This is a genomic window from Candidatus Poribacteria bacterium, from assembly GCA_026706025.1.
In the GTDB taxonomy this organism is placed as follows: Bacteria; Poribacteria; WGA-4E; order WGA-4E; family WGA-3G; genus WGA-3G.
Genome location: JAPOZO010000046.1, coordinates 1 through 15,252 on the forward strand (window position 1 = coordinate 1; position 15,252 = coordinate 15,252).

General features: G+C 48.2%; 11 protein-coding genes. 6 read left to right on the forward strand and 5 right to left on the reverse strand.

Features of this window, described 5'->3' with window-relative positions:
• The 6 genes from OXH00_09660 to OXH00_09685 form a co-directional block, all read left to right on the forward strand.
• Positions 1 to 198 (forward strand): hypothetical protein (locus OXH00_09660; protein ID MCY3741273.1); only part of this gene is annotated, 198 nt, incomplete at its 5' end.
• A 71-nt stretch (positions 199 to 269) separates the two neighbouring features.
• The gene (locus tag OXH00_09665) at positions 270 to 7,613 is read left to right on the forward strand and encodes an Ig-like domain-containing protein (GenBank protein MCY3741274.1); all 7,344 of its coding nucleotides are present in this window, start codon (positions 270 to 272) and stop codon (positions 7,611 to 7,613) included.
• Positions 7,614 to 7,813: 200 nt separating this feature from the next.
• On the forward strand, positions 7,814 to 8,686 hold the full coding sequence (locus OXH00_09670; protein MCY3741275.1) for a hypothetical protein: 873 nt from the start codon (positions 7,814 to 7,816) through the stop codon (positions 8,684 to 8,686).
• Positions 8,687 to 8,698: 12 nt separating this feature from the next.
• The gene (locus OXH00_09675; protein ID MCY3741276.1) at positions 8,699 to 9,562 is read left to right on the forward strand and encodes a LysM peptidoglycan-binding domain-containing protein; all 864 of its coding nucleotides are present in this window, start codon (positions 8,699 to 8,701) and stop codon (positions 9,560 to 9,562) included.
• A gap of 124 nt (positions 9,563 to 9,686) precedes the next feature.
• A complete protein-coding gene (locus OXH00_09680) occupies positions 9,687 to 10,277 on the forward strand; it encodes a hypothetical protein (protein MCY3741277.1) in 591 nt (196 codons plus the stop codon).
• Entirely contained in the window at positions 10,270 to 10,893 is a 624-nt protein-coding gene (locus tag OXH00_09685) for a CDP-alcohol phosphatidyltransferase family protein (GenBank protein MCY3741278.1), read from the forward strand. Before OXH00_09680 ends, OXH00_09685 begins: the two co-directional genes overlap by 8 nt.
• Here the strand turns inward: OXH00_09685 and OXH00_09690 are convergent.
• The 5 genes from OXH00_09690 to OXH00_09710 all read right to left on the reverse strand — a co-directional run bounded on the left by OXH00_09690 (position 10,890) and on the right by OXH00_09710 (position 15,073).
• Positions 10,890 to 11,684, reverse strand: coding sequence for a sulfite exporter TauE/SafE family protein (locus OXH00_09690; GenBank protein ID MCY3741279.1), 795 nt, complete (start codon positions 11,682 to 11,684; stop codon positions 10,890 to 10,892). The two genes, OXH00_09685 and OXH00_09690, sit on opposite strands and share 4 nt — an antisense overlap.
• An 11-nt stretch (positions 11,685 to 11,695) precedes the next feature.
• Positions 11,696 to 11,974 carry a hypothetical protein gene (locus OXH00_09695; protein MCY3741280.1) on the reverse strand — a complete coding sequence of 93 codons (279 nt, stop codon included), beginning with the start codon at positions 11,972 to 11,974 and terminating at the stop codon, positions 11,696 to 11,698.
• 106 nt (positions 11,975 to 12,080) lie between these two features.
• A complete protein-coding gene (locus OXH00_09700; GenBank protein ID MCY3741281.1) occupies positions 12,081 to 13,100 on the reverse strand; it encodes a cobalamin-independent methionine synthase II family protein in 1,020 nt (339 codons plus the stop codon).
• Between the two features lie 115 nt (positions 13,101 to 13,215).
• Positions 13,216 to 14,226, reverse strand: coding sequence for a hypothetical protein (locus OXH00_09705; protein MCY3741282.1), 1,011 nt, complete (start codon positions 14,224 to 14,226; stop codon positions 13,216 to 13,218).
• A gap of 106 nt (positions 14,227 to 14,332) precedes the next feature.
• Positions 14,333 to 15,073: a phytanoyl-CoA dioxygenase family protein gene (locus OXH00_09710; GenBank protein ID MCY3741283.1), complete on the reverse strand. Its 741-nt coding sequence runs from the start codon at positions 15,071 to 15,073 to the stop codon at positions 14,333 to 14,335.
• Positions 15,074 to 15,252: the final 179 nt, after the last annotated feature.

Genomic DNA, 15,252 nt, shown 5'->3' on the forward strand with positions numbered 1-15,252 from the left:
CAACGGAACCTGAGCCAACGGAACCGGAACCAACGGAACCTGAGCCAACGGAACCGGAACCAACGGAACCTGAGCCAACGGAACCTGAACCAACGGAACCGGAACCAACGGAACCGGAACCAACGGAACCTGAGCCAACGGAACCGGAACCAACGGAACCGGAACCAACGGAACCTGAGCCAACACTTCCACCGGTAGAAGTTCCAATAACACCACCATTTGAGTCAATAGCACCGACAAACCTTTCGGGCAAATCGCGATTGGGTGGCTTGTCCCTAAATACTGCTTCTGGAAGGCAATTCGTAGAGGGTTTTATCAATCAACTTGCCCCCCCTGGACTGACGATTGAAGCAGAGGTCGTAGTGAATGCAATCCTTGATGAGGTTCCAAGAGGGTTTCTGCCCAAAAAGCAGATTCGGCAGATTTTACTGTCAATTTTACTGTCAAGGCGTCTTACTGCTTTCCCCAAAGAAGCAGATAACTTAGATACTGAAAACTTTGGAAATGCTATAACGCCGAATTTTGCTGATTTCCTCTACACTGATTTTGGCACAGCACCAAATCAAAAATACCTGACAAGCGATGGTCTGCACGTTTATACGCGGGTTCCAGCGAAAGTTGATCGTGTTGAGTTTGGTCTCTCAGATGGTCCACCGAAGGCAGGCACAGAAGTTAAGATGGAGGGACTCGGAGCCGATACCATCCCTTATACTTTCCGCTTAGAGGAAACGCTTGCCGCGACGAACTTACCAGCATGGCCAGGTCTTGATAACACACAGTTGTTCTCAGAGGTTAGACTCCGGTACTCGACTAATGGTCCGAATCCGGAGGAAGGTTACTTCTCTAAGGTAATGACTCCGACTGATACTGGAAATGGTGTCGTTTGGGAAGAAAGTTTTGGGATACCTACCAGTGGCAGTGTCTATTACTTCTTTGAGGTCGAGCTCATTGATCCACTGTACTTCACCACACTGGACCGGGATGCTATTGCAGCTCTGGACCCAACTACCGTTACATTAGCAGATGTCTTTGATCCAGCGAATTTACATAAAATTAGGATTGATGGTTGGGCAATGCCTGATCCGCGTAACCTCCAATTAACCGACCGCGGTATTCTTGGAGATCTCTTCACACCTAACTTGGGAGCTGAATTTTCCCAGATATTGACTTCACCGCAAGTCCTTGATGTAGTTTCAAGAGCTCTCGCGGGTCAGCAAGTGAATATAAATGATATCTTGAATGTTGCAACACCAAAGCAGCTAAATAAGATCCGGAAGATATTGGTCCGGAACGCGAACGCTCTGATAACTCAATTTGAGAATGAATTCAATCCGAGGTTGGCTTCTGTCTTCACCGTGCCGCGCGTTGATCTGGCAACACATTCACTCTGGACTGCACGCATTGATAATATTGCTGATGGTAACTATCAGTTGAAAGTTGATGTCCTTCATGAGGATGGAACCGTTCTTGATCGGATTCAAGAGAATATCACTGTTGACACGAGTGCACCGGAAGCGGGTATTGGCATTAGTCCAAGTGATGCAAATGCTACCGGTTATTGGAACGATGATGATGACATTTTCGTCGCCACTGCACCTACTGCTGGTACCGCCGCGATGCTCAATATTATGGGCATGCCGAAGGCTGCTGACATAGGTCCAGGGGCAGGCTACCTGTTTTATCAAATGATTGGATTGAATGAAGATGGGACACCCTATCTTGGAGAACCATCGACCTATCAACCCAACACTTGGATGCCATTGACTGTTGATTCCACTATGTTGGTATCCAATATTTGGGAAGCAGTTAAGGCGGCAGTCGCAGAAGGAGAATTGGACGCGCCGTCGGATCCAATCCTGCAGGCAGCCTTGGCATCGCCTCTGAGTGTTGTGTTGGGTATCCTAAATGCTGATTTGATACAGCAATTCGCAGGTCCCTTCCTGAAGGATTTGGAGCCTTATATAGGGTTCAGCAGCTTAAGTGAGAGCCAAGCACAATTGATTGTTGAAGCACTCGGTCCTACAATAGATATCGTTGATCACCTTGTTCCAGTAACCTTTGATGCATCTGACCACCTTGTGATGCCTATCCAAGGTGAGGGATTGCCACTCATGGTTGGGAATTACGGTATCCGCGCAATGGGAATTGATACCCTCTTCAATGTCGGTTCATACACCGCACCTACACATCTCAGAATCGTTGCGCCTAATGATCCTGCACAAATAAACCGCGCAAGCGTTATACGTGTTAGTATCGGTGACCGTAACGGTGATGGCATAGTTGATGAACAGTATGAACACGGCACCATCTACGCAAATACGACACAAGGTGTGGAATTAACGATCAAGATTGACCAGCACCCGCACTTCTTAGCAGGGATCGCGGTAGAATACCAAGATGCAAACGGTAATTGGCAACCGAGCCCTGTCGCATTCAGTGCAGATGAACTCGCTGGCACACAAGTTGGTGCAGAATTCAGTATGACGTTTGATGTCCCCGATGCTCTCTTTAATGCATTGCTTGTTGCAGGGGACACTGTCATGGTGCGTGCTGTGGCAACTAACCAACTCCAACTCACAGACGCTGAACCGATGGAATTTGCCATCAAGTTGGATGCTGGTGATTACCCACCTGAAGTGTTGAGACTTGAAGTTGATGAAGCGTCCACCACGATGCGTAATCCAGATAGTGATGGCCCACAAGGCATGGTCACTATTAACGCATACACATTACCACTGACCGGTCCGCGGACTGTCGGCGTTCGGTTTGTCGCTACACAGGGCGATGGAGCACCGATAGAACTCGGCACTGCTACTCAAAGTGATACACCCGGTCTTGTTGATGCAGTTGATGCCGCAGTTGATGCCGCAGTTGCAGGAGCTGACGCTCCGATCAATACCAGTGAAACGGTATGGTCCCTTGCCGTAGATACGGCGAAGCTGCTGCCAGATACCATCACGAAGGATAGCCTTGGTGCACGCGACGCATCTAAGGATGACAACCCGTATACCATCAGTGCTTTTGCTGTCAGCGAAGATGGAAAAAATGATTGGCCCTCTGATGCCACAGCGATGCTTTCCGTTGACAATGTTGATGATGTTGGACCTCTCGGACCAACGAATATCACCGCTATTGCTAACGCTAATGGTATGGTTGAAGCCGATACCCATCGTGGACTCGTTGACGAAAATGATCCGTCAGTCGTTCCACAGAGTATTACGCTGACCATTGAACCGACTGCTGTTCGGAAAACTTACACATCAGTGATGTTGGTCAGTGATCCTGAAATTAATGCTGCGCTCATCAGTGATATAACCGAAACCGCTGAAGGTAGTGGCGTTTTCATGGTAACCGTTGACATAGGTGCCTTGGGTATTGAAGGAAACGGCACTTATAAACTCCACGCCTTGGTTGATGACGAACCTAACAACGGGCAGGACGGTGCGTCTCCGGAAAGCACGATCCACGTCAAAAATTACGAGCGTCCAGACCCTGCTGTTTTCAAGTTAATGGTAGATGTTGGCACACAGAAGAACGCAGATAGTGAAGGTCCACAGGGCACTTTCATGTTCACGGGCTACACTATTGAGCAGAATTCGCCGCCTATTGAGTCGATTCGTTTGGAAGCAAAACGCGCAAACGATACAGACTGGACAACAATCGGCACTGGTGATGCCAGCACTTCTGTTGATATTGAAGATGCAGCACTCCCCGGTGTTCTTGATCACCTGACCGGTATCGTCGTTGAAGGCACCGAGACAGGTGATAAATCAGTTGTCGCCATTGATGCCACTAATAAACAATGGGTAGTTTCCGTAGATACGGTAGCATTGGCACTCGAAGATACTATCACGAAGGATAGTCCCGGCGCACGGGATGTCTCCAAGGATGACAATCAGTATACGGTTCGTGCTTTTGCTGTTGACGCAAGTGGAAAAGAGTGGGCTTCTGATGCTACGGCAATGTTCTCACTTGACAACGTTGACGATGTCGCACCACTTGCACCTACAGGCATTAGCATAACAAGTGTTGACGGCGTTGATACTGTCTTTGAAACCGCTGAAGATGGCAGCTACACTGTTGGTGGGCTCGTTGATAAATATGATGATGCTGTCGCATCCCCGGTGGCTACATTTATGATTGAACCGGTAGCGGCGCGGAAGACTTACAAGTCCGTCAGACTCGCAATGTATCCTGAAGGTGCGCTTGTCAGTGAGATAACTGAAACCGCCGAAGGCAGTGGCGTTTTCACGGTAACTGTTGATGTCGGTACACTCGCTGATGGTGAAACATACCTTGAAGAAGGTACCTATACGTTCCAAGCGCTCGCGAAAGACGAGTTTGACAATGAGGAAACTGACGGTTCTAAAATCTCGGTAACTGTTGACAATGATTACCGACCGGCTCCGGAAGTTTTGGTAGTCGCCGTAGATCCCGAAAGCATTACACAGACGAACCCAGATAGTGGTGCCCCCCAGGGAACGATTACGCTTAATTCCCGCTCTTATGAGATAACATCTCCACCGATTTCAGGCAAGCGCTTTGAAGTCAAGCGTCCGATGGACGAAGAGTGGATTGATGTTGGCACTGCTACTGAAAGTATGATGGTTAGCGATGTTTCGGATGCAGAACTTGCTGATTTCGTTGGGGACGTAGCCAGTGCAGCAGCGAGTGCAACGGAAGCAAACGAGAGTGGTGAACTCACTGTTGTACAGATCGACCGTAGCCAGACGTATCAAGAATGGATGCTTGAGGTTGATACAACGACACTTGAGGATACTATTACTGCTGATAGTCCTGCCGCACGTGATGCTTCTAAAGACGATAACCAATATATGGTGCGTGTAACCGCAATCGCTGAAGCAGACGGAAGCGAAACTATGTCGGCAGACGGCATTACAGCACATTTCTCGGTTGACAACGTTGACGATGTCTCACCGGTAGGTCCGACGAACATTGTCGCTGTTGCTGACGTTGCTGGTATGATTGAAGCAAACGAAGATGGTAGTTATACGGTTGGCGGGATTGTTGATGATACAGTTCCTTCACCAATAGCAACATTTACAATTGAACAGACTGCTGATCCTATAACCTATGAGGGTGGGTCAGTGAACTTGGTGCAAACCACAGCGGACGGCACCGAAAGTACTATCGAGGGCGAAGCCGGTATTCTGGACACTATTACAATTGATGTCGGAATGCTCGAAAATGGAACTTACATGTTCCACGCTTTAACTGTTGACCAATTCGGCAATGTGCAGACCGATGAATCCCCGATGATAACGGTGCACGTACTCAACTTCCGAGTCTCTGATGTTACTGACATATCAGTCATCGCTGTAGATGGTACGGACGTTGCGGAACCACCCGCAGAACCGATTCCACTTCGTAACTCAGTCTCTGTGAGTTTCATGGTTGCAAACGGTTCGTTAGCTGCTGAGGAACTGAGTGGCGCAGTCAACGGACAAGAGATGCCGAGTGAGAGTGCTGAAGATCCAGAAAATACCTTCTCACTTATGGTAGAGGTCGGATCATTGGTAGACGGTGTCTATGCACCCGACGCTGTGGTCACCAAACGGAACGGTTCGGTCGCATTCCCGGTAACAGAAGTTAATGTGGATAACACCGGTCCGATGATTACCATCGAATCACCTACGGAAGACGAGACGGTGGATAGCCTGCCGACCATCCGGGCAACCTATAATGACGGTGCAGGATCTGGTGTTGATGGCGCAACTGGAAGCCTTGCAGTGGCACGTCTCCAGCCACCTAACGAAGCTGAAGTGGTTGTTGACCAGGCGGAACTTGAAAAAGATGCCGCAAGCTTGGTTTACACCCGCAGAGAGCCACTCGCTGGTGGTGCCTATCGTGTGACTGTCCAAGTGACCGATAATCTCGGCAACGTCGGTGAAGGGTCCGCTGAGTTTGCTGTCAATGGCACGCTCCCCACAGTAGCGATTCATTCACCTGCTTCAGGGCAAACCTTTGAGCACGGCAAACCGCTTATCAGTGGTGAATTTTCTGGCGCAGGCACTGTTGAGGTAACAACGTTTACCGTCAACGATGATGATGCCACACCAGAGGTAAGCGGAAACCGATTCTCTTATACCCCTGAAGAAGCATTAGGTGATGGGAATCACATGGTTGTTGTCGCGGTCACTGACGGTGATGGCAATATGGCGCAGACATCTGTTACCTTCATGGTAGAGATGCCGAAAGACACAACACCGCCAGTCATCTCTTCAGTTGCTCCCACTGGGCTCATTAAAGGTGCGAATAACGAGGCATTAGGAAACACAAGAGTCTCAGCGGTTGTGACCGACGAACAATCCGCTGTTTCGGCTGTCGAATTCCATATAAACGGTGTGAAGGTTCCTGTGTCTCGATTGCAGATCGCTGCAGGAACAATTGAGGCACCCGTCGACTTGACAAAGGGTCCCGGTCTTTACACCGTGCGACTCAAAGCAACCAGCGAGGGTGGAACTACGGAACATGTGTGGACCTTCACATTCGCTATTGATGGTGTCGCTCCGACGATTTCCTCAATCACTCCGAATGGTACTATCCGTACTGAGACACCGACAATTTCGGCAAGTGCCACTGATGAATCAGGTGTTCATAGAATCAGAATCTCTGTTTTCAACGCCCAAAATCAGCAAGTGAAAGGAAGCGTTGAAAATGATGGGGTCGAACTCGAACTTGATGAGGAAAAGGGAGAGTATAGTTACAAAGGCGAGGACGGAGATATCGTAGATATCACACGAGCCGACTTCATTCCTGAGAACCCCTTGACTGAAGGTACTTACCTGATTATAGTTGACGCAGATGATACCCTCGGGAACACTGCGACGGCAAGGGGCAGTTTCACGATTGATTTCGATACCGCCGCACCGATCATCACAATGGCATCGCCACACCAGAACGCACGCTTCAAGTTGAAACCAGGAGATAAGGCTCCTACAGTTTCAATCGCTTATGCCGATGCCGAATCTGGTATAGATGTTGACTCTATCACTTTGGTTATAGAGGGTGTTGATAGTGACTACAAGGCCACTCCGAGTGGTACGAAGATCACTTTCCAATCTGGACAGAAGTCGGCAAGCCAAGTTATGCATCCCCTCTTGGTGGATACAAACGCTAAGCCTGAAACTTGGGCTGGGGAATATGTAGTTAGGCTTGAGGTGGCTGATAAAGCGCACTTGGCGGGCTATGTCTCTGCCAAGAACAAAGGAACACGTGAGGCGAATAGGACAGTCCACACCTTTAGTTTCTTCCTTGAGGCTGCGGAAGGTCCAATATTAGCATCGCGCCCGCTTAACTATCCGAATCCGTTCAAAGACAATACTCGCATCTCGTTCACGCTCGCACGGCAAGCAACTGTTTCGATTGTCATTTATGACATAACGTTGCGACCGGTTCGCGTGCTTGTAGATAACCGTGTATTCGATGCTGGGAACTATACCCTTAAGGAGAACGGTTCAGATGCAATCGGTTGGGATGGTACATCAAGCAGTGGCGAAGATTTAGCTCGAGGCATTTACTTCTGCGAAATCATCGTGGCAGACGGTTTCGAGCCAGAATACGCCATTCTCAAACTCGCACTGACGCGCTAAGTAAATGGCAGTCCGCATATCGGGAATTGGACATCCGTCCAGTTCCCGATGTGGACAGTCTTTTGGAGGATATAATGTTAATGACAAAACAAATCGCTAAATGGGCTTCCAGAAAATGCCCGAAATTGTTATGCGGTTTAATACCACTTTTCTTTTTTATCCTAGCAGTGTCGCCGGCCAGCTTTGCCGGAGTGGATGCCATGCCGCATTTACGGCTTGGTGCCGGTGCACGCTCAATCGGGTTAGGTGGGGCATTCACAGCAATCGCCGATGATGCCACCGCAACTGTCTGGAACCCAGCAGGTCTCGGATCCGCACCGGATTTAAGTCTCAATTTTTCCACCCAGCAGCTCGACTTGGATAGAAGCCACAACTTCATCGCATTGACGAAAGCACTCGGTTCAGCTGGATCTATCGGGCTGGCAGTCACAAACGCAGGTGTTAGTGGTATCCCACAGTATGATAACAAGGAAAATTACGGCGGCGAATTCGACTATAGCGCGAACGCCTACTCCCTCTCTTATGGCATCGGCATCGGAAACTTCAGTTTCGGTTTAACCGGTCGTATGCTCGCCGATAACTTCGGTTTAGACAGCGTTGAAAACCAGAGCGGTTTTGGCGGTGTAGATGTCGGATTAATGGGACACGCGCTGCACATAGATGTCGGCGAAGAGAAAGTGCCGACTTTCCATTACGGCGTTGTTGCTAAGTACCTCGGCGCATCCCTCGGCGATGACATCGTCCCGATGGTAGTCAATGTCGGTTTAGCTTACAACCTCTATATGGGCAATGTCGTCACATTCGCAGCGGATCTTGAGCAGGAATTCGTTAATCTTGATCAAAGTGCTACGAGCCTGCGACTCGGTGCTGAATACACGATTGTCACTTACAAATCCACTGCCTTGTCCATCCGTGGTGGGGTCAGGGCTTCACGCGACGCGCAGAGCCTCTTCGGTGGGTTTGGTGTGAACATAGGTGGGCTGCAGGTTGACTATGCTATCCAAGATGGCATGGCGAGTGAAATCAACGGTGTTGGATCAACTCACTTTGCTTCCATCTCTTATAGATTTTAAAGGAGAAAACTTATGAAAATGATAAGAGGCACTCTGAAGTTGGTACTGATTCTGTACATCTGCGCAACACTCAGCGGCGTTTATATCTTGTCCGCCTCGGCACGAATCACACCACATGATGGCGATGATGACACTATGCTCATCACTATTGAGAAAGGCGATACTCTCTGGGATCTCTGCCAAGAGCATCTCAAAGACCCGCTCCAGTGGCGCGAGTTGAGCAAGTACAACGACTTCACCAACCCACACCTCATCTATCCCGGCGAACAATTGCGTATTCCGCTCGCTATGGCGAAAAATGTCGTCGAAATCGCTGAAGCAGATTTGGTTAAACAGCAGGAAGAACTTGAAAAATTAAAGGTGGAATTAGCCGAATCCGAAGCGACGCGAGATAAACTTGAGGCAGAAATTAGCAGTCTCAATAAGAGTATGGGCAAACTCAAGGGGCAACTCAAAGACCTTGAAGATAGCCTGAAATCACAGAAAGAATTGATGACGGCTGTCACCGACTCCGGAAACGAAATCGCTTCTGGCGTCAAAAAAGCACTTGAAGCCACTAAAACCGGTATCCTTAACGATATCGCTCATCTTGACGAGCATCTCGCAGAGATGGATAAGATGATCAAAGAGCACAAAATGGCTGCGGAAGCCACAAGCGCACTCGTTGAGTCTATCCAAGGCGACGTGAAGACGCTTTTAACACAGGTTGAGACCAACCAGAAGGCGATCAAGGAAGTTAAGATGATACTTGAGGATGCCAAAGGCGTACACGAGGAATCTTCCACATCCAAACGCGCCTTGGTGTTCCTGACTACGGCCGCGGCTGGTATCGGTTGGTTCGTTATGAGTACCGTCGGTGCGCGCAGCGGTGAATAATCGAAACGCATCACCTTTTAGGCAGGGAAGGTGTTTTAAAGCACCTCCCTGCTTTTTTTATACGGTTTGATGCTGCTTGTGGGGGGGTGAACCCCCAACGCTATCGGTAAAAGGTCCTGGGTGTATGTCATCAAATACCGCTAAATACCCTCAACCGCCCTTCACTCAGGCGATAGAACTTTATGGCGATAGAGCTGGAAGTAAAGGGACTTTCAAATTTGCGGGCTTCGCGTGGATACAGCGCACGAAGGTCATACTCATCCAAGGCGACGCGCATAGCCTAAACACTGCCGCTGAGTGGCGGTGTTTGCTGCGCCTGACCGCACTTGCACATCGCCTCAAAAAGCCAATCGTTTTGTGGGATCTACCTGTCCCCCATATCGCGGCGATACAACGCAGAACCTCATTAGCCTGTGCAGAAGCAATTCAGAAAACCGAATTAGAATTGCTAAGACTGCCACACCCTATCATTACTGTTTTTGAAGGTGCTGATAATGTTGATCACACTGCTCCTGAACTGATATGGAACGATGGGCGTGTACTTGTCGCAGCATCCGACGCACAATTTTCTGAAGAGAAAAAAGTCAAAATCGCACAGTGCCCTACAGACATCGCGCCTGCAATCTTGGAACTTCTGGGTCAAGCAGAGACAGTTCCCGCCACAGAATTGATCAAAAACCGGCGAGAATCCTTGAGGAGACGTTGCAATGTTTGAAGCGAAATTGAAACCCCACCTTGAGATAATCCTGTCTGCTATTGCGAATAAAATGGTGGCACTCGGTATTACAGCGAATATGGTAACGCTTTTCGGGTTCTTCGTGAATCTCATCGCGACCTTTTACTTCGCGACAGGACACCTGATTACCGGTGGGATTCTTATTCTGTTTGGTGGGAGTTTTGATATGATAGATGGAGCCGTTGCACGTGCGCAGAGAAACTTGCGAGCATCCGGAGCACTCTTGGATTCTGTTATTGATCGTTATTCAGAAGGTTTTCTCTTCCTCGGAGCACTCATCTATTTTTACACTTTGGAAAGTCTGTTGGGGATAATTTTAGCGTTTGGCGCATGGTTCGGTTCAATACTCGTTAGCTACGTGAGAGCAAGAGCCGAGGGACTTCAAATTACTTGTAAGGTCGGACTCATGCAACGACCCGAACGCATCATCTTACTCGGGACTGGTACGCTGATTCAAGGGCTGCTCTGGTACAAATTTCCGATTATTCAAAGTACTGGAATGATTCTGCTCTGCACACTCGGTATCCTCACACTCACCTCACACATTACCGCCGTTCACCGACTCATCTTTTCATATCAAGAATTGAGTCGTTAACCAAGTCCGAGCACCGATATAATATCTAAGTTAAAGGGTTTTAATACCAGGTTCAGGGAGAAGGCGAGGACGGCTACAACAAGAACCACTTTAATCCATTTATCCCCTTTTTCGACTGCCCAATGGCTGCCAATCCATGCACCGGTCGCATTACCTATCGCCAACGTCACACCTAAGGTCCAATCGACCTGCTTTTCCATGATAAAAATACCGAGGGCTAACACGGTATAAAAGAAGATAACTAAAACTTTAATGGCGTTTGTTCGCACTAAATCTATACCCGTAAGGAGACGCAAAGCAGTGATGACAAGCAGTCCGACACCTGCTTGGATGAAACCACCATAGATTCCGATAAAAAAGAAAACGACCATTGCGATGATTTTAGAACCTGTGCCGCTGCTTTCAATTCTATCCTTTAACCTTGCTGTTGGATTCAGCAGTGTTAAAGTCAGCATAACAAGCATCACGCCTGCAAGAATAAATTGGAATAACGCCGCATCCGTACCAATCGCAATTTTGGCACCTATCCCGGCACCGATGACCGCAGGGACAGCGAGTAGGATACCATATCTAAAATCAGAGATACCCTTACGCCGGAAGCCTATAATGGCACTGATGTTTTGGAAAAAAATAGCGATCCGGTTCGTGCCGTTTGATAATACTGGATCGGAGGTAAGGAAGATTAGCATCGGCAGTGCCAACAACGATCCGCCGGCAGCAACCGTATTTAAGAAACCCGCGCAAATACCTGTACCAAAGAGTAAAACGGTGTGCAAGAGGTTGAATTCCACTTTAGGTTTTATTATCTCCTTTTTTCGGATGAATCGGATGACATGCGGCGATATTTCGCAACCGCAATTAAAATCAGCGCAGTAAGGTTACCAACGACGATAGCACTTCCGATTCCGGTAATTGCTATAAAACCACCGACCTGAAGAATCCCGTTTCCAAGCGGACAGTGCCAGTGTAGGCTAAAGATAGCCACAGCAGGAATCAATAAGCCGAGGACAAAACCTACGCCTGCAGCAATGCCAGCAACATTTTGAAATTTCTTCAACGCTGGTAGTTGAACTTCAAACATCTCTACCCTTCTTTCCTACTGCTGTGTCAACGTAGGGGTGAGGTAACCTCGTCCCTACGTCCAAAGCATGCACCCTCAATTTGAACTCGATAGCACATACCATTCACTAAGCGAGCCCTAAGTATTTATCCCTGCCTTGCACGAGTGCCTCTATTTTCCGGTCTACTACGGAGCGCTGAAGCATCCAAAATCCGCAGTCCGGGTGGACCCAACCAATCCGTCCTCCACCCAATACCTTTTCAGCGTCTTCGATGCTGGCAGCTACGTCGTCAGGTGTCTCTATCGGATTGACCTTCACGTCAATTACACCGATACCAAGGACAATATCTGACGTAACTGCCTTAAGAGCCTCAAGATCCGCTTCAGGACGGTGTTGCAGCTCCAAGACGAGATGATCGCATCGGAGCATATTCAAGAAGCCGATGAGAGCCTTCCAGTTGCCTTTTTGGATAACCTGGCCCCCGTAGTTTCCAAAGCAGAAATGCACCGCTTTTTCTCCTTCAAACGCATCAAGGACAATATTGATAGCCTCGGCGGCGCGGGGCGCGTCTTGCGGGTTACCTGGTATATTGGCTTCGTCAATTTGGAGACAGGCACAATCGAGTTCTTGCACCTGTGCTGCTAAAACTACCGCCAAAGCAGTAAGCAGCGCGTCAAAGTCACCGTAATGTTTATCCAATAACGTCCGTGCGAGCATATACGGACTTGTTACCGTAAATTTAATGTTTTTCCCGGAAACACCAACGGCGCGTTCGCAATCGGAGACGAGGTTTAACGAGCCTTCCCCTAACGGTCCCTCAACAACACCGGCAGGTTTCGCTCGAAAGGACATTGTTTGCAGCTGACGAAACTCATGCCATTCCTGCCTTCCGACTTCTGCCTTTATACCCGAAAGTGGGCGGAGGAAATAATCAATCATTCCATTAGTATCTGGGTGGTTGGGATCAAAGCGGTAAAGTTCGCCATCCGTTGGTAGGTCGATACCACGTTGCCGCTGAATATCTACAACGACGCGTGTTGCATCGAGAAGGGACTGTTCCGTCGGCATTGACAGCAGCCATGCCGGTACAGGATAGGAACCGACAGTTGTGGTTAAGATTTCTGGTTTGTTTGATAGATTTTTCACCCGCACCGTACCTTAGTTGTTCTGTCCACATTTTCTTGTAGGAGCGAGCGTTTTTGCTTGGGTGTTTCTTGTCGCTCGCGACTTCTATACCATTCAACTTTGACGTGACAAAGCATTAGTTGTTCATCAACTCAAAGGATTCAAGTTCAAAAACGGTGTCGACTGTCAAATCCCCTCGAGTCTGCGATTGTGTAAATTTGACGATACCGACATCTGGCGCAATCCATTTTTTTACGACGGTAACATCAAGTGGGAAATCTTGATTTCCAATATCGAAACCCCACCGAAATGATTCTTGAACCTGAAAGACATGTTCAAAAGTTCCGGCTGGCACGGACACTGTCTCTTCCGAGATCACTTCAAATTCGTCAAGTCCACCGCCAATTGGGAAAAGTTCCGGCACTAATTTTGCCTGAAAATTGGTATCCCATTTCTCACCCGGAATCAGCGGAAATTGGTATAGCGGAAGAAACGGCTCAAACAGGATCGTGTCCCCTGTCCCAGATGTGGTATTCTGTGCGTGCTGCACGATACCGGATACCTCACCTTTTTCATCAAGATGCGGTCCTAAGTAAGAGTAGTTTACAATGTTCTCCAAACCCTCATCCATACTGGATTTCTGAAGCACAAAACTCTCGATGGTCTTTCTTCCTGCCTGTTGAATCTGAATGGTGTCTATGATTTCAAAAGTAATTTTACTCCCGTCTTTGTCGCGGTAGTGCCACGTGTTCCCGACAGCCAATGGATAATAATTACCGGGTCGAGTTTGCCACACTTGGATATCCAGCGTACTTGTTGTGGCGTTTTCGCCATCGCTGACTGTAACTTCAATCTGATACTTCCGTTCGGTTTCGGGTGCCCGCCAGACTGCACCAGAGGCGTTCTCCGTGAGTTCGCCGCCTGTAACTGACCAGGTATATGATAAAATATCATTCTCAAGGTCACCAGCGACCAAACGGATTATTACTTCTGCCCCCGGGACAACTATGTTTGATTCTGCTTCAAAGGTTAAGATACGTGGCGCGAGATTTGTGTCGCGCGATACGTCATCGCCGCAGCCTAACCCAATACATATCAGGAGAAACCAAAGGAACTTCCAAGTATCGGTCATTTTTCGAGTTTTCATGATATTTCCTTTGCAATGTAAGCCTATTCTCAGAAAATACCTTATATCTTTTGGTAGAGGTTCTTCAGGAAATATCCTCACTTAGACAATCGGACCTTCACACTTTTCATGCCTCAAGAGGTGCTCCACGTAGAACTTCGCGAGATTGGGTTGCACCATTTCCCGTCACGTTGTAAGCGAAGGTGTTCATCAACCGATCGTTCTGCGAATTGTTCGGCGCGGAACCGTGGATAATCAGCGCGTTAAAAAATACACCATCCCCTGGTTCCATTTCGACTGCTACAGCGTCTTCCCGTTCTTGATAGTGACCGGGCAGAAAAACACCAAAGGTCTGCTGTTTCCGTTCATGTTCTTGCAAGCCCCAATTATGGCTTCCGGGAACAAACTGAATACATCCGTTCTCAAGGTTCGCCTCGTTGATAGCCAACTGACAATTGATCATAACAGGTTTGTTGTTATCATTTTTCCAGTAAGCGTAATCCTGATGCCACGGGATCGCCGTACCATCTCCACCTGCTTTCGGGAGCAATTTACTGTGATACAGTGAAATGTTTTCACCCATCATTACTTCCAATATATCTAATACATCATCGCAGCGAAGCAGGCGATTGAGGGTTGGACTCACCAACTCGCTATGCATTAACTGCTTGATACGCGGTGGGTGGTCGTCCGAATCGTAGACTTCCCAAGAGATTCCGATACCGTCGGTCGGTTGTTCCGCCATACGATTGTGTATATCTTGGATTTCTTCCTGAATTTTCACAATATCTTCTGAAGAGACAAGCCCCTTTTTCAAGAGATAGCCATTTGCCTCATAAAACTGTTGTTCTTCATTCGTAAGTCCCATACGATTTCTCCTTAACCCATCCAGCGCAATCACTGAGTGGTGTGAGTCTTTCCTCCTAAATGAAATTGGCATTTAAAAGTATATATCAAGATTGGAGAAAAATCAAGGGATTTCCGTTTTAATTCAGAGCCATTCAGTTTTCGTTATTAGAAATTTTCTATGATCTTTAGAGCATGTGC

Coding starts and splice junctions, on each gene's coding strand:
- OXH00_09670 (MCY3741275.1), top strand. CDS start 7,814: ATGCCGCATTTACGGCTTGGTGCCGGTGCACGCTCAATCGGGTTAGGT.
- OXH00_09675 (MCY3741276.1), top strand. CDS start 8,699: ATGAAAATGATAAGAGGCACTCTGAAGTTGGTACTGATTCTGTACATC.
- OXH00_09680 (MCY3741277.1), top strand. CDS start 9,687: ATGTCATCAAATACCGCTAAATACCCTCAACCGCCCTTCACTCAGGCG.
- OXH00_09685 (MCY3741278.1), top strand. CDS start 10,270: ATGTTTGAAGCGAAATTGAAACCCCACCTTGAGATAATCCTGTCTGCT.
- OXH00_09695 (MCY3741280.1), bottom strand. CDS start 11,974: ATGTTTGAAGTTCAACTACCAGCGTTGAAGAAATTTCAAAATGTTGCT.
- OXH00_09705 (MCY3741282.1), bottom strand. CDS start 14,226: ATGAAAACTCGAAAAATGACCGATACTTGGAAGTTCCTTTGGTTTCTC.
- OXH00_09710 (MCY3741283.1), bottom strand. CDS start 15,073: ATGGGACTTACGAATGAAGAACAACAGTTTTATGAGGCAAATGGCTAT.